The following is a 22,179-nucleotide window of genomic DNA, read 5'->3' as shown; positions in this document are numbered from 1 at the left end:
AGTACCCTTTAGGGTTGTTCTTAAAACCACCGGCTTTGCCGGTGGATATTTATTTCGAAAAAAGCGGAGAAAATACCCGAAAATGGTTGAGAGTCTGCCTGCGGGAGTGTATCATCATTTGAAGGGGCTGAAAGCGCCAAGCACTTCGCTTATTTTATCAAAAGACAGAACGGAGGAAAGACGATGAGCTATTTTCCTTTTTTCATAGAGATTGGGCAAAAGCCCTGCCTGGTGGTTGGCGGGGGCAGGGTGGCTCTTAGGAAAATTGAAAAATTGCTGCCCTTTGGCGGAAAGATCACTGTCGTTTCTCCTGCGTTTTGTCGGGAAGTGGAGGAAATGGAAGGTATCCGCCGCATCCAACGTAAATTTGAGCCGGCGGATATCGAAGGGATGCTTTTCGTCATCGGCGCCACGGATGATGAAGCAGTTAATGCAGAGATTTCCACCCTTTGCAGAAAGAGGAATATTCCCGTTAATATTGTAGACGATAGGGAAAAGTGCAGCTTTTTTTTCCCCGCGTTGGTGAAGAAAGGGGAATTTGTGGCAGGCTTTTCCAGCGGCGGCGGCAGCCCTCTGGCAGCCCAGTTTATCCGCAACAAAGTGGAGGCTGCCGTCCCCGAAGGGTTTGAGAAAGTGGTGGCGCTTTTGGCAGAGGTGCGGGAAAGAGTCAAGAAGGAAATTCCCGACAGTAAAAAAAGAGAACAGGCATTCAAAAGGATTTTTGCCTTGGCTTTGGAAAAAGAGGGCGATGTATCAGAAGAAGAAATCGATGCAATACTAAGAAAGGAGGAGGAACGAAATGGATAAACTCAGAGTGGGAACCAGAAAAAGCCAGCTTTCCCGCAAACAGACGGAGATGGCTTTACAGGCGCTGACCAGTGCTCATCCCGCTTTGAAAACAGAAATCGTTCCTTTCCACACCAGAGGGGATAAAATTTTGGACAAGCCCCTTTGGGAAATCGGCAGTAAGGGTCTTTTTGCCTCTGAATTTGAAGAAATGATTCTGAAGGATGAAATCGACATTGCTATCCACAGCGGCAAGGATCTGCCCCTTTTCCTTGCGGAAGGGCTGGAAATCATCGGCGTTTTGAAACGGGATGACCCCCGGGATGTGCTGGTGATGCCCAAGGGCAGAACCCCGGAGGAATGCAAGACCATTGGCACCGGCAGCCTGCGAAGGCAGCAATGCGCGGCGAAGGTTTTTCCTTGGGCGGAATGCAAGCTGATTCGGGGAAATATCCATACTCGCCTGCAAAAGCTGATGAATGGCTGTTTTGATGCCATCATCCTTGCCAAAGCGGGGCTGGACCGGATGGGCATTACGGAGGACGATGGCTATTCCTTTCGGGTTCTTTCTGCGGAGGAATTTCTGCCTGCCGCCTGCCAGGGCATCATCGTGGCGGAGGGCCGCCCGGAACTGGCGGAGCTTGTAGGAAAAATGACCCACGAGGAAACGAAATGGCTATTTGAAACAGAGCGGGAAGTGCTGATGCTTTTGAATGCCGATTGCAGCGAGCCTGCAGCGGCCTTTGCAGAGCTTTTGGGAGATACCATCCGCCTGCGGGCTATGTATGGCACAGCCTATGCCGAAGGTACAGCCTCTGTGGAGGATAGATTCAAACTGGCAGCGGAGGTCGTTGGGAGGTTAAGAGGATGAGTGGAACGGGAAAGGTATATCTGGTCGGGGCTGGCTGCGGCAGCCCGGAACTCATCACATGGAAAGGGCTGAAGCTGCTGAAACAATGTGATGTGGTACTGTATGATGATTTGGCGGCAGCTAAGCTGTTGGAGGAAACAAAGCAGGATTGTGAGCAGATTTTTGTGGGCAAACGCTACGGCAAACATTCCCTGCCCCAAGAGGAGACAAATGCTCTTTTGGTGGAAAAGGCCAAGGAAGGGAAAACGGTGGTGCGGCTGAAAGGCGGCGACCCCTTTGTATTTGGCAGAGGGGGCGAGGAAATTCTGGCGTTGCAGGCGGAACATATCCCCTATGAGGTGGTTTCCGGTGTGACCTCTGCTGTTGCTGTGCCTGCGGCGGCAGGCATCCCTGTGACCCATCGGAAAACCGCCCGCAGCTTCCACGTCATCACAGGCCATACAGCAGCCGGCGGCGAAACTACCCTGACGGAAAATCTGGATACCTTGGCGAAGCTGGAAGGGACGTTGGTGTTCCTCATGGGCTTGCACCATCTGGAGGAAATCACCCAAGGGTTGCTTCAGGGGGGCAAGGATGCCGATACCCCTGCGGCGGCCATTTCTAAGGGGACTACGCCCCAGCAGAAAACCGTCCGTGCGAAATTAGGCGATTTGGCGGCGGAGGTGAGAAAAGCAGAACTGGAAGCCCCTGCCGTTATCGTCATTGGGGAAACGGCGGCACTGGATTTTGCGGGAACCATCCCTTATCCCCTCCATGGGGTGAAAATTGGGGTGACGGGGACAAAATCCATCACCAGAAAGCTGCGGGAGAGATTGGAAAACCTGGGGGCAGAGGTGACGGAAATGGATTATTCCACCCTGGTGCCTTATCAGGAAAATAAAATGCTGGAGGAAATCTTGCAGAAGATATCGGAATACCCTTGGGCGGTATTTACCAGCCCCAACGGGGTGGATATTTTCTTCAACTATCTGAAAAAGCTGAAGCTGGATATCCGCACATTGGCAGGGCTGAAATTTGCCGTCATCGGAACAGGAACGGCGGCAGCTCTGGAAAAGCGGGGCATCTATCCTGCTTATCTGCCGGAAAAATATGATGTGGAAAGCCTTGCCAGAGGCATCTGCGATATCGTGGGGAAAGAAGAAAAGCTGTTGATCCTGCGGGCGGAACAGGGCTCCGAAATTTTGACGGAAGTGCTGGACGAAGCAGGCATGACGTATACAGATGTGAAGATTTACGATATTTTGGTGGATGAGGAAAAACGCCGTACTGCCAATGAAAAGGTGCGGGAAATGGATTTTATCACCTTTGCCAGCGGTTCCGGTGTCCGTGGGTTCATGGAAAACGGCGGCACCATTCCCCAGGGGACAAAGGCCGTCTGCATTGGCGCTTCCACCACGAAAATGCTGAAAAAATACGGCGATTATGAGAAGATCACAGCGGAAACCTTTAACGTGGACGGTGTGGTTCAAATCATTTTGAAGGAGGTTGAAAAATGAGAAGATTCAGAAGATTGCGCAGTTCCGAAGCCATGCGCCGCATGGTGCGGGAAACAAGAGTGGCTGCGGAAGAAATGATCTATCCCATTTTTATCATCGAAGGGGAAAATATCAAAAACCCCATTCCATCCATGCCGGGGGTCTATCAATATTCCATCGACCGGATGGATGAAATGCTGACAGAAGTGAAAGAGGCCGGCATTGCCGGGGTGCTGATTTTCGGTATCCCCGGGGAAAAGGACGAGGTAGGGTCTCAGGCCTATGCCCCCGATGGCATCACCCAGAGAGCCATCCGCCATATCAAGGAAGGCTATCCAGAATTGCTGGTCATTGCTGATGTTTGCCTGTGTGAATATACCTCCCATGGGCATTGCGGCTTGGTGGAGGGCTGTCATATTTTGAACGACGAAACATTGCCCCTGTTGGCGAAAATGAGCGTGACACTGGCCCAGGCGGGGGCAGATATCATTGCCCCTTCTGATATGATGGACGGGCGTGTGGCGGCCATCCGTCAGGCCTTGGATGAAAATGGTTTCATTCATATCCCCATTATGGCCTATAGTGCCAAATTCGCCTCCGGCTATTATGGCCCTTTTCGGGATGCGGCTCATTCTGCCCCTCAGTTTGGGGACAGACGTTCCTATCAGATGGATGTCTGCAATAAAAGAGAAGCCATGCGGGAAATCGCCGATGATATCGAAGAAGGGGCGGATATGTATATTGTGAAGCCTGCTTTGGCCTACTTAGATGTGGTGGAAGCGGCGGCCCAGCGGTTCGATCTGCCTTTGGCGGTCTATAATGTCAGCGGCGAATATGCCATGGTAAAGGCGGCGGCACAAATGGGCTGGATCGATGAAAAGCGTATTGTGATGGAAAACCTGATCGCCATGAAGCGGGCAGGTGCATCTATCCTGATTACCTATCATGCTCTGGATGCGGCAAAGTGGCTGAAAGAAGGCTGATACAATGAAAAAGGAAGAAGGAAAATGGGAGCGGGTGACCCAGGAATTTGCTCCCGTTTGCGATGAAAATTGCAGGGTGTTGATTTTGGGCACGGCCCCCTCCCGCAAATCCCGGGAGGTGGGGTTTTATTACGGACACCCGCAGAATCGCTTCTGGAAGATGCTGGCGGAAGTAACAAGGGAGAAACTCCCCCAGACCATCGAAGAAAAGAGAGCCCTCCTGCTGCGAAACCATATCGCTTTGCATGATGTGATCCATAGCTGCGATATCATCGGCAGTAGCGACAGCAGTATCCGCAACGTGGAACCTGCCGATTTGGAACGCATCTTGGCAGTGACGGGAAAGATTCCCGTTCTCTGCAATGGCGGTACAGCTTATAAATTATATAAAAAATATCAGGAAAAGCGATTGGGCATCGAAGCCCTGCAAATGCCTTCCACCAGCCCTGCTAATGCGGCATGGAAGCTGGAAATGCTGGTGGAAACATGGGGCGAAGCCCTTTTGCCCCTGCTGGGAGAGCCCCAGAAGAAAGAGACTTGACATAGGAAGCCATTTATGGTTTCCTATTTTTATATTTGTTAAAATAGAAACGGAAAGGAAGGATTTTTATGGCTTATATCCCTGTGGAATATCCCGCGGAAAAGAAAGCGTTTTACGCCCTTCTGCTGGAACAGCTGAAATTGTATACAGAAAATGAAACAGACCGGACAGCCATCCTTGCCAATGCATCCTCCGTTCTGGGGGTGGCGTTGGAGCAGATCAACTGGGTAGGCTTTTATCTGGTGCAGGGGGAAGAACTGGTCCTAGGGCCTTTTCAGGGCAAGCCTGCCGTCAGCCGTATTGCCTATGGCAAAGGGGTCTGCGGTGCCGGCTGGGCGCAAAAGAAAACACAGCTGGTGGCGGATGTCCATTGTTTCCCCGGGCATATCGCCTGCGACTGCAATTCCAATGCGGAAATCGTGGTGCCTTTGCTGGATGGGAAAGGCGAAGTCTTGGGCGTGCTGGATATCGACAGCCCTGTGACAGGTCGCTTCGATGGGGACGATTTGGACGGCCTGGAGGCAGCAGCGGCTTTTCTGGCGGCGAAAATCGGCGGCTGATATCGTGAAACTGTCTTGTTTTTCCGCTGTTTTGCCGTATTGCCCTATGCAATTTGTGGGAATTGCTTCAAACAGCGGATTTTTTATTGACAGACATGGATTTTCCTTGTAAAATGCTACAGGAAGTAAATAAAGGACTTATCAAGAGTGGTTGAGGGACAGGGCCCTGTGACACCCGGCAACCGGCGGAAACGCATCGGTGCCAATTCCCCCGCAAGTTTGCGGAAGATGAGATTGAAATAGAAGCCCCTGAAAGGGCTTTTTTTGTTGGAAAGCGGAGAAAACCGCAGACTGCGTTCCGGTTTGCTGCGTCTGCTTGCAGAACGCAAGAGAGAGGAACGCAGGAAGGGACTTGCGGAGCAAGGGCATGAGTAAGGCAAGGCCTTACGAATGGTTTTTCTGTGGAAAGCGGAGCAAACTGCAAACTGCGTTCCGGTTTGCTGCGTCTGCTTGCAGAACGCAAGAGAGAGGAACGCAGAATGGGACTTGCGGAGCAAGGACATGAGTAAGGCAAGGCCTTACGAATGGTTTTTCTGTGGAAAGCGGAGAAAACCGCAGACTGTGTTTCGGTTTGCTGCGTCTGCTTGCAGAACGCAAGAGAGAGGAACGCAGGAAGGGACTTGCGGAGCAAGGACATGAGTAAGGCAAGGCCTTACGAATGGGTTTTCCGTAAAACAATTCAGATAAGTCTCTCCTTAATTTAAAAATACCTTTATTTACAGGGCGTTTGGCATCCATAGGATGGATGGCAAGTTGTTTTTCGGTACGAAAAACAAGGGTATCGTCAGATACCAGCCCATTATGAGTATGATTGCATGGCAATCATACGAATACATCTATCAATTTATCGTATATTTCGTATTTAAAAGGAGAACAGAAAATGAGCAGAAGATTATTCACATCCGAATCTGTTACAGAGGGGCATCCCGATAAGATCTGTGACCAGATTTCCGACGGCGTGCTGGACGCATTGCTGGCAAAAGACCCTCAGGCCAGAGTAGCCTGCGAAACATGTACAACAACAGGCGTGGTTTTCGTTATGGGCGAAATCACAACCAATGCTTATGTAGACGTAGAAAAAATCGTAAGAGAAACACTGGAAGAAATCGGCTATACCAGAGCAAAATTTGGTTTTGACAGCGAAACCTGTTCTGTGCTGACAGCCATCCATGGCCAGTCTCCTGATATTGCCATGGGCGTTGACCACTCTTTGGAAAACAAAACTGGCGAAGACGACAGCGAATTTGATACTGGTGCCGGCGACCAGGGGATGATGTTTGGTTTTGCCTGCGATGAAACAGAAGAACTGATGCCTCTGCCTATTTCCCTTGCCCATAGATTGACAAGAAGACTGACAGAAGTGCGCAAAAATGGTACACTGGCATACCTGCGCCCCGATGGGAAGGCCCAGGTAACGGTGGAATATATCGATGATAAGCCTGCAAGAGTGGATACGGTTGTTGTATCTTCTCAGCATGACCCCGATGTGGAACACAGCCAGATCGAAAAGGATATCATTGAAAATGTAGTGAAGAAAGTTATCCCTGCAGAACTGCTGGATGAAGCGACGAAATACTACATCAACCCTACCGGCAGATTCGTCATCGGCGGCCCTATGGGCGATTCCGGCCTGACTGGCAGAAAGATCATCGTGGATACCTACGGCGGCTACGCAGCCCACGGCGGCGGCGCATTCTCCGGCAAAGACCCCACAAAGGTTGACCGTTCCGCCTGCTATGCCGCAAGACACGTTGCCAAAAATATCGTTGCCAGCGGCATTGCTACCAAATGCGAAGTGCAGCTTGCTTATGCCATCGGTGTAGCGAAACCCGTTTCCATTCTGGTAAACACATACGGCACAGGCAAGATTTCCGATGAAGAAATCACAGAAATCGTAAATAAAAACTTCGACCTGCGTCCTGCTGCCATCATCAAAAACTTCGACCTGCGCAGACCTATCTATAAACAGGTAGCTGCTTATGGCCACTTCGGCAGAACAGACCTGGATCTGCCTTGGGAAAAACTGGATATGGTAGACGTATTCAAAGAAAGACTGTAAGTTTTTCAAAAATATAGAGCCCTAGACCTTTTTGATCCGGGGCTTTCTTTTTTTGTCCATGCACCGGAACATTCTTCTCAGGATATATTGAAAATAACAAATTCCCAAGGGGGGAGCAGCTATGGACACATGGAAGAATATCACGGAAATCCCTGTAGAGCAGCCCTGCTTTGTGCAGGAGGTGCGGGGGGAATGCCCGTTGCGTTTATTGGATCTGGGATTTTTCCGAGGCAGCCGGGTTTTGCCGATGTATGAATGTGCAGGCGGCGGTACGCGGGTGTATCGGGTGAAAGATACCCTGATCGCTCTAAGAAATACTGATGCGGAGCGAATCTCCGTAGAGGAGGCGATGCAGAATGGATGAGAAGAAACATTTGTGTATCGCTTTGGCGGGAAACCCCAATACAGGAAAGAGCACCGTTTTTAATGCTTTAACGGGCTTGAAGCAGCATACAGGCAACTGGTCGGGGAAAACAGTGGGCAATGCCGTTGGGGAATTTTCCCTGGGAAGATGGGATGTGGAGCTGTATGACCTGCCGGGAATCTATTCTCTTTTTTCCGATTGTGCTGAGGAATGTGCCGCCAAGGATTTTATCTGTTATGAAAACCCGGATATCGTCATTGTTATCTTAGATGCAACTTCCCTGGAACGAAATCTGCCCTTGGGCTTGCAGATCATAGAACTGACGGATAATGTCATTTTCTGCCTGAACTTGAGCGATGAGGCCGAGAAAAAGGGGATTTCTGTGAATAAAGAGCGGCTGGAGGAGCTGACAGGCATTCCCGTTGTCGCAATGGCAGCAAGGCAGGGGGTTGGCCTGGGCGAGCTGAAGGAGCTGCTGCTGGAGGTGGCAGAGGGGCGGCGAAACATCCGCCCAAAAGGATTGAATTGGGATAACTTTGCCCCTGAAACAGAAGCAGGCTACCATACGGCGGCATTCCAGGAAAGTCGTTCCCTTGCCTTTCTGGAACGGTCAAAGGAAATCTGTGGAGAAGTGGTGCGGAAAAGGGAAGAACGGGACAGTTATACGGAACGCATCGACAAAATCATTCTTTCTCCGAAAACAGGCATCCCCATTATGCTGCTGCTGTTAGGCGGGGTATTCTGGATTACGGTGGCAGGGGCCAATATCCCCTCCGATTTTCTGATGCAATGGTTCACTGCATGCGGAGACGTGATGCGAAGGGGGCTGGTTTCTCTGGATACCCCTTTTTGGCTGGAAAGCCTGCTGATGGATGGGGTCTGGCTGACGGTCAGCTGGGTCGTGGCGGTGATGCTGCCGCCCATGGCTATTTTCTTCCCGTTGTTTACCTTGCTGGAAGATTTTGGCCTGCTGCCGCGGATTGCCTTTAACCTGGATGGGTTATTCCAAAAAGCCGGTGCCCATGGCAAGCAGGCACTGACCATGTGCATGGGCTTTGGGTGCAACGCAGCGGGGGTCACTGCCTGCCGCATCATTGAATCCCCCAGAGAACGGCTCATTGCTATTTTGACAAACAGTTTCGTGCCCTGCAATGGCCGGTTCCCGACGTTGATCTTGTTGGCCGGCTTCTTTTTTGCAGCAGGGAATCCCCTGGCTGCCGGGGGCTTTGTGTTTCTGCTGATCGCACTGGCAGTGGCGGTGACCTTGGGGGCCTCTTTTTTGCTGAGCCGAACAGTGCTGAAGGGCGTTCCCTCGGCTTTTGTTTTGGAATTGCCGCCCTATCGCCGCCCCAAAATAGGGGATGTCATCCTGCGGAGCATGCTGGACAGGACGATATTCGTATTGGGGCGGGCGGTTACTGTGGCGATGCCCGCAGGGGCAGTCATCTGGTTTTGCCAGAACGTAGAAGTAGGAGGATTTACGCTTTTATACGGATTGACGACTTTATTGGAGCCATTGGGTTCCCTGATGGGGCTTTCAGGGGTGATTCTGGCGGCATTTCTGCTGGGGATTCCTGCCAATGAAATCGTTCTGCCTATTTTGCTGATGGTATACAGCCAAAGCGGCATGCTGGTAGAAGCGGAGGGGATCTCGCAGGCAGGGGCAATTTTGCAGAATAATGGCTGGACTTGGGTCACAGCTGTCTGTGCCATTTTGTTTTCTTTGAATCACTTTCCCTGCGCCACCACACTGCTGACCATCCGCAAGGAAACGGGAAGCTGGCTCTGGACCGGCGCAAGCTTTCTGCTGCCCACGATGGTGGGGGTTTCCCTTTGCATTCTGGTCAATCTGCTTACTCATATTGGCGGATTGTTTTTTTGAAAAAAAGATTTTCATGGAAAAGGATTAGTGATATACTTTTTAAAAAGGGTGGAAAAATCAGTAAATGGCTGCACTTATATGTTTTATTATCAATGCAATGGATTTTCTGATTTGAGGAACGAAGCGGCTGAAAAAAAGTTTTCCAGGTGCTTCCCTTGATGCCAGCCAAGACAAAAGAAGAATGGGGGAATCATTATGAATGAACAATTATATAAACTGCTGCAAAAAGCCCGGTTGGATTTTGACCTGCGTGCCCGGATCTGGGCTGTAAAAGACGCCAAAGACCCTGCGCTGGCTCTGTGCGAGCTTTGTACGGCGGAAGGCTTTCCGTTGACCGTAGGCGGTCTGTTTTCTGAACAGGAAGAATTTTTCTGCAACCTCTTCCGCAGCTGCAACGGCAGTGCCGTACAGCCACTGGAAGGCTGGGATGACCCCTTCGATATGTTTTTTGCGGCGATGGAAGCATTGGAAAAAGAATAAGAACGAGAAAAAAGAACGAGAAAAAACACAGTCAGATTTGACTGTGTTTTTTTATGATATGAGGGTATGTGAATGACAGGCATAGGGATTAGCTGGCCTTCATTTCCAGCCGCAGACGGTCGGCGATGAGGGCAATAAATTCCGAATTGGTAGGCTTTCCTTTATGGTTATTCACCGTATAGCCGAAGAGGGCATCAATGGCATCCACCTTGCCTCGGTTCCAGGCCACTTCGATGGCGTGGCGGATGGCCCGTTCCACCCGGCTGGGTGTGGTATTGCATTTTTTCGCGATGGAAGGATACAGCTCCTTTGTAATATAATTCAGCACATCCATGTCGTTGACGCTCATGATGATGGCTTCCCGCATATAGTGATACCCGCGGATATGGGCAGGCACGCCGATTTCGTGGAGAATATTGGTAACCTTTGTTTCCAGGTCGTATGCTGCGGAATTTGCGGCAGCAGGGGCAGCGGTTCCTGTTTTCAGCAGGGGTTTCTGTTCCTGCATCAGCTGGCGGATCCGCTGGGTGAGGGCATCCATATCGAAGGGCTTCACCATATAATATCCTGCCCCCAGATCCAGTGCCTTCTGTACCACTTTATCCTGGCTGAGAGCGGAAAGAATGATGGTGACAGGGCGGTCGGCCTCATCTACCTTTTGCAGCCGTTCCAAAACACCCAGACCGTCCAGCCGGGGCATGATGCCGTCGATGATGGCAACATCGGGGCGGGTATCGCGAATTTTGTTCATGGCATCGATGCCATCCATCGCCACAGCCACCACGTTGATATCTTCCTGTTTATTCAAATGATCGACGATGATGTCGCAAAAATCCTTATTGTCGTCCGCCAGCAAAACTTTTATTGTATTTTGATTCAAAATGATCCCTCCAGTTGTAGTTTCGTGAATGTTTATGCAGAACTTCCTTGCTTTTGGGTTGATTATAGTATAGAAAAAAGCGGACGACAAGAACCATTCGTAGGACAAAAAAAGCTTGAAAAACCGGGAAAAACCGGCATTTCTCCATTCTTCTTGAAACCGCGCGCAAATGCTGCAAAACGCCGTCGAACGGTGTCTGTCGAAACTGCATGATTTGGAGGAAAAACGCAGAAAAGGCGGACGAAAGATTGGCGAAAAGCGGTGCTGTTTTCCCAATAAAAAAGCCTATCGGGTCTTCCGATAGGCTCATTTTATTTCTCCGCTTTTCTTTCTGCAATGCGGTCGGTCAATGCCGCAAATTCTTCCAGACTTAAAGCTTCGCCGCGGATGCGTGCATCCCAGCCAAGGCTCTGCAAAATTTCTGTCAGTTCTTCTTTGGAAAAGCCCAGATTGCCCAAATTGAACAGGCAGTTCATCAGGGTCTTTCTCCGCTGCCCGAAAGCACATTTTACGATGTGGAAGAACAGCTTTTCATCGGCTGTTTTTACCTTTCGTTCAGGCAGCACCTTCAGGGTGATGACAGCCGAGGCCACTTTAGGCCGAGGCATGAAGCAGGAGGGCTGTACGATCATATCCAGATTGGCATCACAGTAATACTGCACGGCAACGGATAAGGCGCCGTATTCTTTATCCTTGGGGCCTGCCTGCATCCGTTCTGCCACTTCCTTCTGCACCATGACGGTGATGCTGTCCACATGGCGTTCGTTTTCCAGCAAATCCATGATGATAGGGGTGGTGATGTAATAGGGCAGGTTGGCAACTACCTTAATGGGTCTGCCGCCGTTCTTTTCCTGAATGATGGCATCGATATCTGTTTTCAGGATATCCTGATTCAAAATCTCGATATTATCATAATCTGCCAAGGTCTGCCGCAGGATGGGAATCAGGGTGCTGTCGATTTCCACAGCCACCACCTGTCTGGCGTTTTCCGCCAGCACCTGGGTCAGGGAGCCGATGCCGGGGCCGATCTCCAGCACACAGTCGTCCTTTGTCACGCCGGCGCAGGCGGCGATGTTATCCAAAATATTGGAATCGATCAGAAAATTCTGACCGAAGTTTTTCTTGAAGGCAAAGCGGTTTGCTTCGATGATTTCCTTCGTTCTGCTGGGGGTTGAAATTCTTTCTGCCATGAATGGTTTTCCTCCTGTTAAAAAATGCTGCCAAGTATGCCGAAGCTCAGTACGGAAACGATAATCCCTGCCGTCAGCACGCCGATCATGATGATGGGGAAGGTCTTTTTGGGGTCCATATTGAGCAGGGCGCTGATGAGGGCACCCATCCATGCGCCGGTACCAGGCAAAGGGATGGCTACAAAAAGATATACGCCCCAATATGCATATTTTCTGATTTTGTCACTTTTGGCGTCTGCTTTTCGTTCGCACCATTCCACGACGCCCTTTAAGGGGGTCTGTTTCAGTACCCGGAAGATGAACCGAATGAACAGCAGGATAAAAGGAATGGGCAGCAGATTGCCGATATATGCGATGATGAAGGTGGGCAGCCATTCCATACCCATGGCGAAGCCGGCGATGATGCCGCCTCTCAGCTCCAGAATGGGCAGCAGAGATACAATGAATACGATGATCTCTCTGGAAAAGGTGCCGGATAGGTTTTCCACAAACCAGTTTGCTAAGGTCTCAGCCAAATTGATCTCCTCCTAAGTTATGTTGTTTTTGGCTTTTCGCCGCAATGTAATCATTATATCTTATGAAGGAAAAAGGAACAATAAATATTTTATTAATTATGTGTGTTTCCGCTGTAAAAAAACAGAATGTATTTTTTTTCGTAATCGGAAGATTTTGGAAGAGAACTATTGAAAAAACGGATTGAATGTGTTTCAATGAATGATAAGGGGACATTTGAACGTCTCTTATATACAAATTAGGGGATATTATATAGGATACAGAAGAATGGGTGAAAGGGTATGACAGAGGAATTGAGAGCCCAGCTCATGGGTGTAAAATTAACAAAAAAGGAGAAATTGATTGCGGAATTTGTGTTGGATAACTTTGCGGAAGCATGCTTTATTACTTCCACGGAAATTGCCAAACGGCTCCATGTCAGCGATTCTTCCGTAATCCGTTTTACCAGAACTTTGGGGTACAGCGGCTTTATGGAATTTCAGAAGGCTATTCGCAAAACGTATACGGAACGCATCAACAGTGTTTCCGAAACGATCACCATCCCTTCGGAAAGGCTGAAATTGAGCATTTCCAAGCTGGATCAGAGCGATATCATGGAAAGCTATTTTTCCAATGTGATGCAGAATCTGAAATCCTGCATCAACAATAATGATACCATTGCCTTTGAGCGGGCAGCGGGGCTTATCACCGGCAGTAAACGGAAATTCATCGTTACTTCCCGTGCCAACAGCTGCGTGGGGGATATGATGCTTTTGCTTTTGAAACATTTGCTTCCGGATGTTTATGAGACTTCTCATCCGGCGCTGAATGTGATCGACCATCTGTGCGATATTACGGAAAATGACTGTATCATTGCGGTCAGCTTTCCCAGATATTCGGAAATGGACTTGCTGGCGGCGCAAATGGCTTATGACGCTGGGGCGAAGATCGTTCTGATCACCGATAAAGCCAGCTCTCCTTTGGCGCAGTATGCCACACAGCTCTTGACGGTTAGCGTGGACAGCAATACCTTCTTCAATTCTTATGTGGGGGTATTGTTTACCATGGAATTGCTCTGCTCTTTCATCAGTAAGCGGATGGGCTATTCTACAGAGGCTAAACTGGAATTGATCGACAAGTATTTGTCTAAGGTCGGTCTGTTCTGATATTTTTATAAAAATAAGCCTGCGGCTGCAGGCTTTTCCTTTTTTCCTTAGTATCTTCGATTCACATATTCATCAATGACGGACTTCTTGCTTTCCTCCTGAAATACTCCTTCTTCCCGCAGGCATTTCAAAATCAGGGGACTGGTGGAATGGAGGATGATATTTTCTTCTTCTATGATGATTTCAAAAAGCTTTCCTTTCAGGAATTTGCTCCGTACCTTTACAAAATACGCCTCTACGCCCTTAAAATCCAGCATTCTCAGGGCAGTCAGGGTGGCTTTATCTTTTTTGCTGTAGTAATAATTGCTTTTTTCCAGGTAATCCTGTTTCAGCTCATAGTCCATATCTCTGGTGGTGCTGATGGTTTTGTTTTCTTTTGCCAGGGCGTTGTAATACTGGTAATTGAACAGGGCTTTTTCCACTGTATCCATATTGCGGAAAGGGCCAATATCCCCATAGACCACCGCTTCATAATTTTTCTGGAGATATTCCCGTTTGGTCATATCGCCCTTAGCGTATTGGTCGATCAGGCTTTGTCTGTATTTAAAATATTTCTGAATGGCATTCATAAGGAGCCTCTTTCCATCCTTTCCCGCTAGGCATGGCTGCTTTTGCCCTGTTACAATGGGACAAAAGGAGCATGAAGGGGGAGAATCATATGCGGACTTTTTTGGAGTACTATCAGCGGAAAATACAGCCGCAGATAGAAACCATAGATATTTTCTTGAAAACGGAAGACCCGCCCTACAGCATGGATGCGGTGGCGGAGGTATTGGAGCTTTCTTCCGCCGAAGCGGAGCGTCTTTTGGCAGAAGAAAAAGTCTCTTTTATCACCAAAGGGGTCTTTTTCCGCCTCATGCAAAAGGGGACATCACCCCTATGCGGGATGTTTCGCAGGGCAATCGCCTGCCATTTGCCGGAAAGATACACGCCGGAAGAGGTGGCGTATATCTTTGCACTTCCCTTGCCTGCGGTAAAGCAAGCGGCAGAAGAACTGGGCGAGACAAGCTATTCCGAAGAGATGCTTCCCCTTTTATTCCGGCGTATTTTTATTTGCGAAAAACGATATCAGCAGTAAGGGCTTCTGCTGTTTTAGCATCAGTCAGAAGCTCTGCCAGCTTCAGGGCAAAGGGAATAGCTGTACCGGGAGCCCGGGAAGTGACCACATTGCCGTCTACACAAACTTCATCTGTTACAGGCTCTGCACCGATGAGGTGTTCTTCCATGCCGGGGTAAATCGTAGCTTTTCTGTTTTTCACGATACCTAAGCCCCCCAGCACCATTGGCGCGGCACAGATGGCACAAACCCATTTCTGTGCTTTATACTGAGCCAGCAGCAGTTCCGCCAGCCCCTGGTGTGCCTGCAAGTTCAGCGTACCGGGCATACCGCCGGGCAATATCAGTGCGTCAGCATCGGTATGGATTTCTTCAAAGAGCAGGTCGGCCTGATATGTGATGCCATGGGCGCCGGTGACGGCTTTGCTGCCTGTGGTGGATACCAGCTTGGCATCCACGCCCGCGCGGCGCAGCAGGTCGACAGGGGTGACAGCTTCCATTTCTTCAAACCCTTCTGCAAGAAAAATATATGCTTTTTTCATGGGCAAATCCCTCCTGATAGTCTTAGTTTAACCTTATTTTTTTATTTTACAGGAAAATGAATGTTTTTTCAACCGAAGGGGGAAGTTTGTGGTACAATGTCCAAAGAACCAGGGGAAAAAGGATTTATCATGGAATGAAAGAGGCCATAAAAGAGGCGAGAAAGATGTATCGGAAAAGTATGGAAAAGGATTGCAGAGTAATCTATGATCTGATCTGTGATATGGAAAAGAAAAAACTGCCCTATGAAAAATTTGCGGGAATTTATTTGCGGCAGCTGCAGCGGAGGGATATGTATTGTCTGTTGGATGAAGAAGCGGGGAAAGTCAGAGCCATACTGAATCTTCGCTTCGAGGAACAGCTTCATCATTGTGAGAAAATCGCAGAGGTCATGGAATTTGTAGTAGATGCCCATTGCAGGAAGCAGAAGGTGGGAAAAAGAATGTTTGCAGAAGCTGAAAAGGTTGCACGAGAGCAGGGCTGCAGCCAGATAGAAGTGGCCTGCAATCAGCTGCGGAAGGATACCCATCGATTTTATGAAAGGGAAGGCATGCATAATTTTCATTATAAATTTTCTAAACGACTGATAGGCGAAGATAGCGATAAGAATATTTTGGGCAGATAATTTTGCATAGGAGGAAACCATGGAGATTGAACGGAAATTTTTAACGAAGGAAATTCCTTTTGCTATTACGGCATACCCCTGCCTGCAAATTGTCCAGGCGTATCTTTCCTTTTCACCCACCATCCGTATCCGGCAGAGCAATGAGGACTATATCCTGACGGTGAAGGGAAAAGGGCACTTGGCCAGAGAGGAATTTGAACTGCCCCTGAGGAAAGAAGACTATGAGAGGCTTTTTCTGAAAACAGAAGGAACGCCTGTCCGAAAAAAACGCTACCTTGTCCCTTTGGAAGGGGGCTTGACGGCGGAAGTGGATCTTTATGAAGGGGAACTGACAGGGTTGATGACCACGGAAGTGGAATTTCCCTCTTTGGAAGCGGCGGAAAGCTTTGTTGCCCCTGCATGGTTCGGGAAGGATGTCAGTGAGAATAAAGCATATAAAAATACCTCTCTTTCCCTGTATGGGATGCCAAAAGAAGAATAAGGGAACTGCGAAAGCAGTTCTTTTTTTTTCTGTCGGCTCATACCCTGTAACAGTGATGTCTACGGAAACAGACAAGCAGAGCGGAGGAGGAAGGGTATGTATAACAGAAGATATGATAAGGTGTTTCTAATGCTGCGGCAGGAAGTGGCAGGCTATGCTATCAGCAAACGCCCCCCTTGGGGCAGCTGTGTGATGGAACTGAAAAATGGCAAGGGCAGGCTGCACCTGACAGTGCAGGGGCTGAAACCTTTGGGGCATGGATATACGGTTTATGTTATGGCGGGAGAGGAAAGTATTTTCTGCGGTGAGCTGCACCCCGATAGAAGGGAAGGCCGCGGGGAGTTGAAATGGGAATTTCGTCCTGATGCCGTTGGTGCAGGGAAAAAAGCAGAGGATTTCCATACGGTCCTCATTTTAGCAGAGGATGGAACTGGCGGGCTTTCCGCCCCGCTGACGGCTTATTTTGGGGAGAAGAAGAACTGGAAAAAGGATTTCAAGCCTATGGCCCCCCCTTTGCAGCCCATAGAGAAAGAAACGAAACCGCAGGAAGAAGAAATTATCATTCAAGCGGCAGAAGCGGCGGTTATGACGTCCCCTGTGCCTTCTGTTTCTGAAAAATGGGAGGAAGGCGCAGAACAAGCTAAGGACAGCAATGCCAAAGTGGCAGAAGCCCAAAAAAACAGCTTTCATGGCAGCTTTCAGGGGCTTTTGGCAAAGTTTCGGCAGGAGCTGGATAATTTGGAGGAAACGGGTATTCTGACGAAGCAGGAAACGGAAAATATCCGCAATCTGGGGGCCAGTTCTGCGCCGCAAATGCCGGAGCAAACAGAACAAACGGAAGAAAAATCCATAGAGATACTGGCCGAAGAAGAAAAAACGGAAGAAAAAATGCCTTTGCCGGAGCCTGCAGCGAAAAAGGAGCCCCTTTTTGCCAAAAATCGGGAGCTGGAGCCTTTTGGGGATGGAGAATTGTGGAAATGCCTTTCTTTGGAGGAATTGATACTGTTATCTCAAATCCCCCTGAAATGGCAGCGGGAATTTTTCTTTCTCCTGCCCTATCGGCGGTATCACCATTTGATCTTGCAGGAAAAGGAGGAGGGCATTTGGCTGGGGCTGCCCGGGGTCTATCATGCGAAGGATGAAGCCGATGCCCGGTCCTTTGGGTTTGGTGAATTTCGCCGGGTGGAAGGTGAATGGGGCTATTGGGTGGCTTTTTTGCAGCGGGAAGGTTGAAAAAAGGGGGATTTCCATGTATACTCTATTGAGATATTTTTGAAAGTTATATCATCAAAGGAGTATAGATATGAGAGTCAGAAAAAAGCCTTGGGCGGCTCAGGAATTATTGGAGAACAGCCTTGTCATCAACGACGCCCCTGAAAAGAAGGGAAAATGGAAGGAATACTTTGGCAATGACAATCCCATCTATGTGGAGATTGGCTGCGGCAAAGGCGGTTTTCTGCGCAAAAATGCGGAAACCTATCCCGATGTAAATTTCATCGGGATCGAACGGCAGGAAACGGTGGTTGCCATGGCGGCAAGAAGAGCCGATGAAGCATTGCCCAATCTGGCCTTTGTCTGGGATAATGCCAGCCATCTGTCGGATTTGTTTGAAGTAGGGGAATTTCAGAGATTATATTTGAATTTCAGCGACCCCTGGCCTAAAAAACGAACCTATAAACGCCGCCTGACCTATCGGGGCTTTTTGCAGGAATACCGCCGTATCATGGGGGAAAATGCAGAAATCTTTTTCAAAACAGATAACAGAGGGCTGTTTGAATTTTCCCTGAATGAATTTTGTGCCGATGACTGGAAGCTTTCCAATATCAGCCTGGACCTGCACAACAGCGATTATGAAGGCAATATTATGACAGAATACGAAGAAAAATTCTCTTCCCAGGGTGCGCCCATTTATCGTCTGGAAGCAAGAAACAGAAAATGATTATTCAGAAAATAGAGCAGAAAAAGTCCTGCCTTTTTGAAGCAGTATTTCAAATAGGGAGGACTTTTGCTTTGGAAAATAATCAAATAAAATATAAGAAAAGAAAAAGCGACTATGAGACAGCAGCCTCAGGTCGCTTTTGTGTGGTTTGGTTTATGTAATTATTCTCTGGGGATATCCTGTTCTTCTGCCGCCAGAGAGGCTAAAAAACTGCGGTAATACTGATTCACATGTTTGCGCCAGTTGCGACAGACCTGCTGCGCCTGGGCCTTGGAAACCACAGAAACATTGATTTCCATAAGGGGCGCGCCGCTGTCATCGCAAAGGCTGCATTTTACCAGATAGTCCCCATTGAGTTCCGGAAAATAATTTGCTGTAACAGCATATTCCGCCCGGATACGTCTGCTGTTTTCGTGGACATAGGTGTTGATTTCGTTCTTTACCTCATCGGAAATGTGGTTGATGAAGTAATTGATGACTTCCTCTCCATCATCCGTCAGGGTATAGCGGGTGTTGTTCTGCTCCCGGGTCTTTTCCAGCCAGCCTGCGCTTTCCAGCTCTGCCAGATATTGCTGTACAGAAAAATAATCCATATAATTTTTTTCCAGCAGGAACTGACAGATTTCGCTGTTGGAAAGGGAAATCCCCATTTTCTGCAAAAGATGCAGGATGATGAGCTTATGCTCTGCCAGTTTTTTGGTGGAATACTGCATGGACATGGAAAGACCTCCTTTCTTAGGTGTCGACAAAGTCGCCACCCTTCGTCAAAATCAAGATTTTGGCGAGTTGAAACAGAGGAATAAACAGATTCGTTCCATCGGTGCAAGCACCTTGAAACACTCTGTTTTCCCCGACGGAAATAAATTCCGTCTGCGGATTTTATGCGGGAAACTTCTTTGTTTCCCGAACCCTTCAGCGGCAGGGAAGTAACTTTGTCTATATCTACATTATTTTGCAGTTTTTATTTTAGCATACTTTATATCAAATCGCATTAAAAACTTTTATATTTTATGCCCTGGCGGATGCCATTTTCCTTCAGATATTTATGAAGGGAGTTTAGAACATCCCGTTTTCGCAGGCTCCACAGGGGCGCCAGAAGGGTGTTTTTATCCCCATCCCCCGTCAGGCGGTGGATGACGATATCCTCCCGCAGATGGGCGAGACAGTCCCCCACAAGGGCGATATACGCCTCTTTGGTGAGGGGGATATAGTCCCCGGCTTTATAGATCTCCGCCAGATCGCTGTCGGAAAGAACGTGGAGCAGCTGCAGCTTGATGCCTTGGATGGGCAGGCGGTTCACACAGTCGATGGTATGCAGAACCGTTTCCCTTGTTTCCCCGGGCAGGCCAAGAATGACATGGACAACAACGGAGATATCCCGCTCCGCCAGAGCATGAACCGCCCGTTCAAATACAGAAAGGGGATAGCCCCGGCGGATGCGCAGGGCCGATGCCTCATCGGCTGTCTGCAGGCCCAGTTCCACCCAAAGCTTTGTTTTCTGGTTCAGCTCCGCCAGCAGATCCAAAACATCCGCAGGCAGGCAATCGGCCCTGGTGGCGATGGAAATTCCCTCCACACCGGGGCAGGACAGGGCTTCTTCGTATTTCTGCCGCAGCTCTGCCACGGGGGCATAGGTGTTGGTAAACGCCTGGAAATAGGCGATATAGGCAGGGTCTTTCCATTTTTCAGCGGTCTGAGCTTTGCCCCGTTGGATTTGTTCTGTAATGGAAAGGGAGGCGTTTTCCGCAAAATCCCCGCTGCCGCCGCTGCTGCAAAAAAGACAGCCCCTCGTGCCGCAGGTGCCATCCCGGTTGGGGCAGGTGAAGCCCCCATCCAGGGAGATTTTTGCTGCTTTTCGGCCAAAAATCTCCCGATAATATTCATTTAAGCTGCGGTAGGGTTTTTGTTCCACGGGTGTGCCGCCTTTCAGTGTTGGATATTTCGCTGCCGTAATTTTTCGCAGAGGGCGGTCAAAGCCTCCCACTGCTGTTGGTTTTCCGCTGTTTGGTGGATCAGCAGGAGAAAATCTGCTTTGCTGCTTTCCAGAAAGCTGCGGGTACGCTCAGCCTTTGGCTCCCGGCAGGCGGAAAGAAAAAGAGAAAAGCTTTCTTCCGTTACTGCCAGAGGGATGCAGGTTTCTATCTTTTTCAGAATTTCCCCTACGGTCACTTCTCCGCAGGTCTGCTTTGCCAAATGGTGATACAAAGCCCGGCTGTTGAGAAAAATCACATTGGGGGCGGGAAACAGTTCCTGCCCGCCGATATGGTTTCGTAATAGAGATAAATAGCCGCAAAGATCTTTGCGGCTTACTGTCTGATGCAATGCAATCACCTCGAAACGATTTTTGAAATGGTCGTTCGGAGATAATATGTGCATCAGTCAATGGATTTACAATAGCAATTTTTTACGCTTCTACCCACTGCTTCAATTCCTGCAGCAGGGCTGCATTATTTTCGGGAGAAAGGATGCAGAAGCGCAGGAAGGATTCATCCAAAAAGGTGAAGGAAGAGGCATCTCGAATGAGCATTTTTTTCACGATACATTTTTCAAATAGATCGTGGGCGGTCACCTTATCGGTTTTCAGCTTCAGCAGGATGAAGTTTGCTTCGGAGGGATATGCCTGAATGTTTTTCCATGTGGAAAGCTCCGCAAAGGCTTTTTTTCTTTCTTCGGAAACCAGTTTCTGGGTGGCTTTATGAAATTCCACATCACTGAAGATATGCTGACCGATGAAATCTGCCAGGCTGTTTACGCTCCAGGGGTTCTGGTTTGCTTTCAGCCGTTCCAGAAAGGCCTGATTGGAGGACATGCCATAGCCCAGACGGATACCGGGGGCGGCAAAGAATTTGGAGGTGCCGCGGATGACGAAGAGGTTATCAAATTCTTTTACTAGAGGGATAGAGCAGATTTCCGGCAGGATATCGGAAAATTCGATATAGGTTTCATCTACCATGACAGATGCACCGATTTTTTTGCAGTGTGCCAGGATCTGGCGCATTTCTTCTGTGTGGATGGCGGTGCCTGTGGGGTTATTGGGGTTGCAGGCGATGAACATGCCGATTTCCGGCGTCAGTGCCGTCAGCAGGGCATCCAGATCCAGACGGAAGTTATCTGCTTCCCGCAGGGGGAAATAGGCAAATGTGCCGCCGGTCAGGGAAATCTCTCTTTCATATTCGGAATAGGCAGGCCCCAGAATAATAGATTTTTTTGCGTTCACTGTCTGGATAAAAGTAGAGATCAGCTCCGTAGAGCCATTGCCTACTACGATATGGGCAGGGTCTGCGCCGGTATATGTGCCGATAGCCTGTTTCAGTGCCAGATAGTTTTTATCGGGATAGGTTTTGATGAGATGCAGATTCTCTTTCAGGGCATCTTCCGCCTTTTTGGGGAAGCCCAAGGGGTTGATATTGCCGCTGAAATCGATAATCTCTTCTCTGGGGATGCCATAGGTTCTTTGAATGGCGTCCAGATCGCCGCCGTGGGCGTGGGTCAGTGCTGCCATGATAACATTACCTTCTTTCAAAAATAAATATCATATATTATTTAGATATCATTTAGAAAATCTCGTCGATTTTCTCCAGTTCGATGATTTTAGGGCTTTGCCTGGTGACACGGGGATACATCAGGTAAGGGTTGCCCTTGCCTTTTTCCAAAATTTCCAAGGAAAGCGCCCCAGAACGATTCTGGGTCGGGTAGAGCATCCATTTGCTGCCCGCAGCCACGGGCAGATCCTGCAGGTCTTTGCCGTTGGCCTTATTGATGGAACGCTTGGAGCCCTTCGCGGAATATTCCATAGGAAACCCATTCTG

General features: G+C 49.0%; 28 protein-coding genes and 1 riboswitch. Of the genes, 17 read left to right on the top strand and 11 right to left on the bottom strand.

The genetic code is table 11. From position 1 onward, the window contains the following. The first annotated feature begins 183 nt into the window (after positions 1-183). The 10 genes from ACI39P_RS05405 to ACI39P_RS05360 all read left to right on the top strand — a co-directional run bounded on the left by ACI39P_RS05405 (position 184) and on the right by ACI39P_RS05360 (position 10,001). Positions 184-807: an NAD(P)-dependent oxidoreductase gene (locus ACI39P_RS05405; RefSeq protein WP_439719662.1), complete on the top strand. Its 624-nt coding sequence runs from the start codon at positions 184-186 to the stop codon at positions 805-807. Next, positions 800-1,657 carry a hydroxymethylbilane synthase gene (gene hemC, locus ACI39P_RS05400; protein ID WP_439719661.1) on the top strand — a complete coding sequence of 286 codons (858 nt, stop codon included), beginning with the start codon at positions 800-802 and terminating at the stop codon, positions 1,655-1,657. The genes ACI39P_RS05405 and hemC overlap by 8 nt, the downstream gene beginning before the upstream one ends. Further along, positions 1,654-3,153 carry a uroporphyrinogen-III C-methyltransferase gene (cobA, locus tag ACI39P_RS05395; RefSeq protein WP_439719660.1) on the top strand — a complete coding sequence of 500 codons (1,500 nt, stop codon included), beginning with the start codon at positions 1,654-1,656 and terminating at the stop codon, positions 3,151-3,153. The genes hemC and cobA overlap by 4 nt, the downstream gene beginning before the upstream one ends. Further along, positions 3,150-4,115, top strand: coding sequence for a porphobilinogen synthase (hemB, locus tag ACI39P_RS05390; RefSeq protein WP_439719659.1), 966 nt, complete (start codon positions 3,150-3,152; stop codon positions 4,113-4,115). Before cobA ends, hemB begins: the two co-directional genes overlap by 4 nt. Before the next feature lie 4 nt (positions 4,116-4,119). Next, the gene (locus ACI39P_RS05385; protein WP_439719658.1) at positions 4,120-4,656 is read left to right on the top strand and encodes a DNA-deoxyinosine glycosylase; all 537 of its coding nucleotides are present in this window, start codon (positions 4,120-4,122) and stop codon (positions 4,654-4,656) included. Positions 4,657-4,724: 68 nt separating this feature from the next. Next, on the top strand, positions 4,725-5,216 hold the full coding sequence (locus ACI39P_RS05380) for a GAF domain-containing protein (protein WP_439719657.1): 492 nt from the start codon (positions 4,725-4,727) through the stop codon (positions 5,214-5,216). 135 nt (positions 5,217-5,351) lie between these two features. Further along, positions 5,352-5,451: riboswitch (SAM riboswitch) on the top strand. A gap of 645 nt (positions 5,452-6,096) precedes the next feature. Then, positions 6,097-7,275: a methionine adenosyltransferase gene (gene metK, locus ACI39P_RS05375; RefSeq protein ID WP_439719656.1), complete on the top strand. Its 1,179-nt coding sequence runs from the start codon at positions 6,097-6,099 to the stop codon at positions 7,273-7,275. Between the two features lie 121 nt (positions 7,276-7,396). Beyond that, positions 7,397-7,639: a FeoA domain-containing protein gene (locus ACI39P_RS05370; RefSeq protein ID WP_439719655.1), complete on the top strand. Its 243-nt coding sequence runs from the start codon at positions 7,397-7,399 to the stop codon at positions 7,637-7,639. After that, positions 7,632-9,521 (top strand): ferrous iron transport protein B, encoded by a 1,890-nt coding sequence (feoB, locus tag ACI39P_RS05365; protein WP_439719654.1) that lies wholly within the window; start codon positions 7,632-7,634, stop codon positions 9,519-9,521. The genes ACI39P_RS05370 and feoB overlap by 8 nt, the downstream gene beginning before the upstream one ends. A gap of 195 nt (positions 9,522-9,716) precedes the next feature. Continuing rightward, entirely contained in the window at positions 9,717-10,001 is a 285-nt protein-coding gene (locus ACI39P_RS05360) for a hypothetical protein (protein WP_439719653.1), read from the top strand. An 88-nt stretch (positions 10,002-10,089) separates the two neighbouring features. Here ACI39P_RS05360 and spo0A read toward each other — a convergent pair whose 3' ends face one another. From spo0A to ACI39P_RS05340, 4 genes are read right to left on the bottom strand one after another with little or no spacing between them, the layout of a single operon-like run. Then, complete coding sequence (spo0A, locus tag ACI39P_RS05355) at positions 10,090-10,881, bottom strand: sporulation transcription factor Spo0A (RefSeq protein ID WP_439719652.1); 792 nt, start codon at positions 10,879-10,881, stop codon at positions 10,090-10,092. Continuing rightward, the gene (locus tag ACI39P_RS05350; protein ID WP_439719651.1) at positions 10,838-11,191 is read right to left on the bottom strand and encodes a hypothetical protein; all 354 of its coding nucleotides are present in this window, start codon (positions 11,189-11,191) and stop codon (positions 10,838-10,840) included. Before ACI39P_RS05350 ends, spo0A begins: the two co-directional genes overlap by 44 nt. A gap of 1 nt (position 11,192) precedes the next feature. After that, positions 11,193-12,071, bottom strand: coding sequence for a 16S rRNA (adenine(1518)-N(6)/adenine(1519)-N(6))-dimethyltransferase RsmA (gene rsmA, locus ACI39P_RS05345; protein ID WP_439719650.1), 879 nt, complete (start codon positions 12,069-12,071; stop codon positions 11,193-11,195). A 17-nt stretch (positions 12,072-12,088) separates the two neighbouring features. Further along, positions 12,089-12,586 carry a COG2426 family protein gene (locus ACI39P_RS05340; RefSeq protein WP_439719649.1) on the bottom strand — a complete coding sequence of 166 codons (498 nt, stop codon included), beginning with the start codon at positions 12,584-12,586 and terminating at the stop codon, positions 12,089-12,091. A 279-nt stretch (positions 12,587-12,865) separates the two neighbouring features. Between ACI39P_RS05340 and ACI39P_RS05335 the strand changes: the two genes are divergently transcribed. Further along, on the top strand, positions 12,866-13,729 hold the full coding sequence (locus ACI39P_RS05335; RefSeq protein ID WP_439719648.1) for an SIS domain-containing protein: 864 nt from the start codon (positions 12,866-12,868) through the stop codon (positions 13,727-13,729). Positions 13,730-13,776: 47 nt separating this feature from the next. Here ACI39P_RS05335 and ACI39P_RS05330 read toward each other — a convergent pair whose 3' ends face one another. Beyond that, positions 13,777-14,298 (bottom strand): DUF6648 family protein, encoded by a 522-nt coding sequence (locus tag ACI39P_RS05330; protein WP_439719647.1) that lies wholly within the window; start codon positions 14,296-14,298, stop codon positions 13,777-13,779. An 89-nt stretch (positions 14,299-14,387) separates the two neighbouring features. Between ACI39P_RS05330 and ACI39P_RS05325 the strand changes: the two genes are divergently transcribed. Further along, positions 14,388-14,807 (top strand): hypothetical protein, encoded by a 420-nt coding sequence (locus ACI39P_RS05325; RefSeq protein ID WP_439719646.1) that lies wholly within the window; start codon positions 14,388-14,390, stop codon positions 14,805-14,807. Here the strand turns inward: ACI39P_RS05325 and ACI39P_RS05320 are convergent. Further along, a complete protein-coding gene (locus tag ACI39P_RS05320) occupies positions 14,779-15,327 on the bottom strand; it encodes a DJ-1 family glyoxalase III (protein WP_439719645.1) in 549 nt (182 codons plus the stop codon). The genes ACI39P_RS05325 and ACI39P_RS05320 overlap by 29 nt on opposite strands. Before the next feature lie 164 nt (positions 15,328-15,491). On the opposite strand from ACI39P_RS05320, the gene ACI39P_RS05315 reads away from it, so the two are divergent. From ACI39P_RS05315 to trmB, 4 genes are all read left to right on the top strand, one after another. After that, a complete protein-coding gene (locus ACI39P_RS05315) occupies positions 15,492-15,950 on the top strand; it encodes a GNAT family N-acetyltransferase (protein ID WP_439719644.1) in 459 nt (152 codons plus the stop codon). 19 nt (positions 15,951-15,969) lie between these two features. Beyond that, on the top strand, positions 15,970-16,431 hold the full coding sequence (locus ACI39P_RS05310; protein ID WP_439719643.1) for a CYTH domain-containing protein: 462 nt from the start codon (positions 15,970-15,972) through the stop codon (positions 16,429-16,431). Between the two features lie 96 nt (positions 16,432-16,527). Continuing rightward, positions 16,528-17,664: a hypothetical protein gene (locus ACI39P_RS05305; protein ID WP_439719642.1), complete on the top strand. Its 1,137-nt coding sequence runs from the start codon at positions 16,528-16,530 to the stop codon at positions 17,662-17,664. Between the two features lie 70 nt (positions 17,665-17,734). Then, positions 17,735-18,370 (top strand): tRNA (guanosine(46)-N7)-methyltransferase TrmB, encoded by a 636-nt coding sequence (gene trmB, locus ACI39P_RS05300; RefSeq protein WP_439719641.1) that lies wholly within the window; start codon positions 17,735-17,737, stop codon positions 18,368-18,370. A gap of 161 nt (positions 18,371-18,531) precedes the next feature. Here the strand turns inward: trmB and ACI39P_RS05295 are convergent, their stop codons facing one another. Continuing rightward, on the bottom strand, positions 18,532-19,089 hold the full coding sequence (locus tag ACI39P_RS05295; RefSeq protein ID WP_439719640.1) for a DUF4364 family protein: 558 nt from the start codon (positions 19,087-19,089) through the stop codon (positions 18,532-18,534). Here ACI39P_RS05295 and ACI39P_RS05290 point away from each other — a divergent pair. Then, positions 19,082-19,300: a hypothetical protein gene (locus tag ACI39P_RS05290; RefSeq protein WP_439719639.1), complete on the top strand. Its 219-nt coding sequence runs from the start codon at positions 19,082-19,084 to the stop codon at positions 19,298-19,300. The two genes, ACI39P_RS05295 and ACI39P_RS05290, sit on opposite strands and share 8 nt — an antisense overlap. 61 nt (positions 19,301-19,361) lie before the next feature. Here ACI39P_RS05290 and ACI39P_RS05285 read toward each other — a convergent pair whose 3' ends face one another. The 4 genes from ACI39P_RS05285 to ACI39P_RS05270 form a co-directional block, all read right to left on the bottom strand. After that, complete coding sequence (locus ACI39P_RS05285) at positions 19,362-20,282, bottom strand: TIGR01212 family radical SAM protein (RefSeq protein ID WP_439719638.1); 921 nt, start codon at positions 20,280-20,282, stop codon at positions 19,362-19,364. Positions 20,283-20,296: 14 nt separating this feature from the next. After that, on the bottom strand, positions 20,297-20,692 hold the full coding sequence (locus ACI39P_RS05280; RefSeq protein WP_439719637.1) for a hypothetical protein: 396 nt from the start codon (positions 20,690-20,692) through the stop codon (positions 20,297-20,299). Between the two features lie 82 nt (positions 20,693-20,774). Continuing rightward, positions 20,775-21,893: an aminotransferase class I/II-fold pyridoxal phosphate-dependent enzyme gene (locus ACI39P_RS05275; protein WP_439719636.1), complete on the bottom strand. Its 1,119-nt coding sequence runs from the start codon at positions 21,891-21,893 to the stop codon at positions 20,775-20,777. A gap of 31 nt (positions 21,894-21,924) precedes the next feature. Further along, the coding region (locus ACI39P_RS05270) for a hypothetical protein (protein ID WP_439719635.1) at positions 21,925-22,179 on the bottom strand (255 nt) is incomplete at its 5' end.

Source organism: Anaerotignum sp. (genome assembly GCF_051877975.1).
Classification (GTDB): domain Bacteria; phylum Bacillota; class Clostridia; order Lachnospirales; family Anaerotignaceae; genus Anaerotignum_A.
This window is presented reverse-complemented; position numbering and strand designations above follow the sequence as displayed.

Bases quoted from the DNA above. Each gene is read 5' to 3' on its own strand.
- ACI39P_RS05405 (WP_439719662.1), top strand. From the start codon at position 184: ATGAGCTATTTTCCTTTTTTCATAGAGATTGGGCAAAAGCCCTGCCTG.
- hemC (WP_439719661.1), top strand. From the start codon at position 800: ATGGATAAACTCAGAGTGGGAACCAGAAAAAGCCAGCTTTCCCGCAAA.
- cobA (WP_439719660.1), top strand. From the start codon at position 1,654: ATGAGTGGAACGGGAAAGGTATATCTGGTCGGGGCTGGCTGCGGCAGC.
- hemB (WP_439719659.1), top strand. From the start codon at position 3,150: ATGAGAAGATTCAGAAGATTGCGCAGTTCCGAAGCCATGCGCCGCATG.
- ACI39P_RS05385 (WP_439719658.1), top strand. From the start codon at position 4,120: ATGAAAAAGGAAGAAGGAAAATGGGAGCGGGTGACCCAGGAATTTGCT.
- ACI39P_RS05380 (WP_439719657.1), top strand. From the start codon at position 4,725: ATGGCTTATATCCCTGTGGAATATCCCGCGGAAAAGAAAGCGTTTTAC.
- metK (WP_439719656.1), top strand. From the start codon at position 6,097: ATGAGCAGAAGATTATTCACATCCGAATCTGTTACAGAGGGGCATCCC.
- ACI39P_RS05370 (WP_439719655.1), top strand. From the start codon at position 7,397: ATGGACACATGGAAGAATATCACGGAAATCCCTGTAGAGCAGCCCTGC.
- feoB (WP_439719654.1), top strand. From the start codon at position 7,632: ATGGATGAGAAGAAACATTTGTGTATCGCTTTGGCGGGAAACCCCAAT.
- ACI39P_RS05360 (WP_439719653.1), top strand. From the start codon at position 9,717: ATGAATGAACAATTATATAAACTGCTGCAAAAAGCCCGGTTGGATTTT.
- ACI39P_RS05350 (WP_439719651.1), bottom strand. From the start codon at position 11,191: ATGAGCCTATCGGAAGACCCGATAGGCTTTTTTATTGGGAAAACAGCA.
- rsmA (WP_439719650.1), bottom strand. From the start codon at position 12,071: ATGGCAGAAAGAATTTCAACCCCCAGCAGAACGAAGGAAATCATCGAA.
- ACI39P_RS05335 (WP_439719648.1), top strand. From the start codon at position 12,866: ATGACAGAGGAATTGAGAGCCCAGCTCATGGGTGTAAAATTAACAAAA.
- ACI39P_RS05330 (WP_439719647.1), bottom strand. From the start codon at position 14,298: ATGAATGCCATTCAGAAATATTTTAAATACAGACAAAGCCTGATCGAC.
- ACI39P_RS05325 (WP_439719646.1), top strand. From the start codon at position 14,388: ATGCGGACTTTTTTGGAGTACTATCAGCGGAAAATACAGCCGCAGATA.
- ACI39P_RS05320 (WP_439719645.1), bottom strand. From the start codon at position 15,327: ATGAAAAAAGCATATATTTTTCTTGCAGAAGGGTTTGAAGAAATGGAA.
- ACI39P_RS05315 (WP_439719644.1), top strand. From the start codon at position 15,492: ATGTATCGGAAAAGTATGGAAAAGGATTGCAGAGTAATCTATGATCTG.
- ACI39P_RS05310 (WP_439719643.1), top strand. From the start codon at position 15,970: ATGGAGATTGAACGGAAATTTTTAACGAAGGAAATTCCTTTTGCTATT.
- ACI39P_RS05305 (WP_439719642.1), top strand. From the start codon at position 16,528: ATGTATAACAGAAGATATGATAAGGTGTTTCTAATGCTGCGGCAGGAA.
- trmB (WP_439719641.1), top strand. From the start codon at position 17,735: ATGAGAGTCAGAAAAAAGCCTTGGGCGGCTCAGGAATTATTGGAGAAC.
- ACI39P_RS05290 (WP_439719639.1), top strand. From the start codon at position 19,082: ATGGACATGGAAAGACCTCCTTTCTTAGGTGTCGACAAAGTCGCCACC.
- ACI39P_RS05295 (WP_439719640.1), bottom strand. From the start codon at position 19,089: ATGTCCATGCAGTATTCCACCAAAAAACTGGCAGAGCATAAGCTCATC.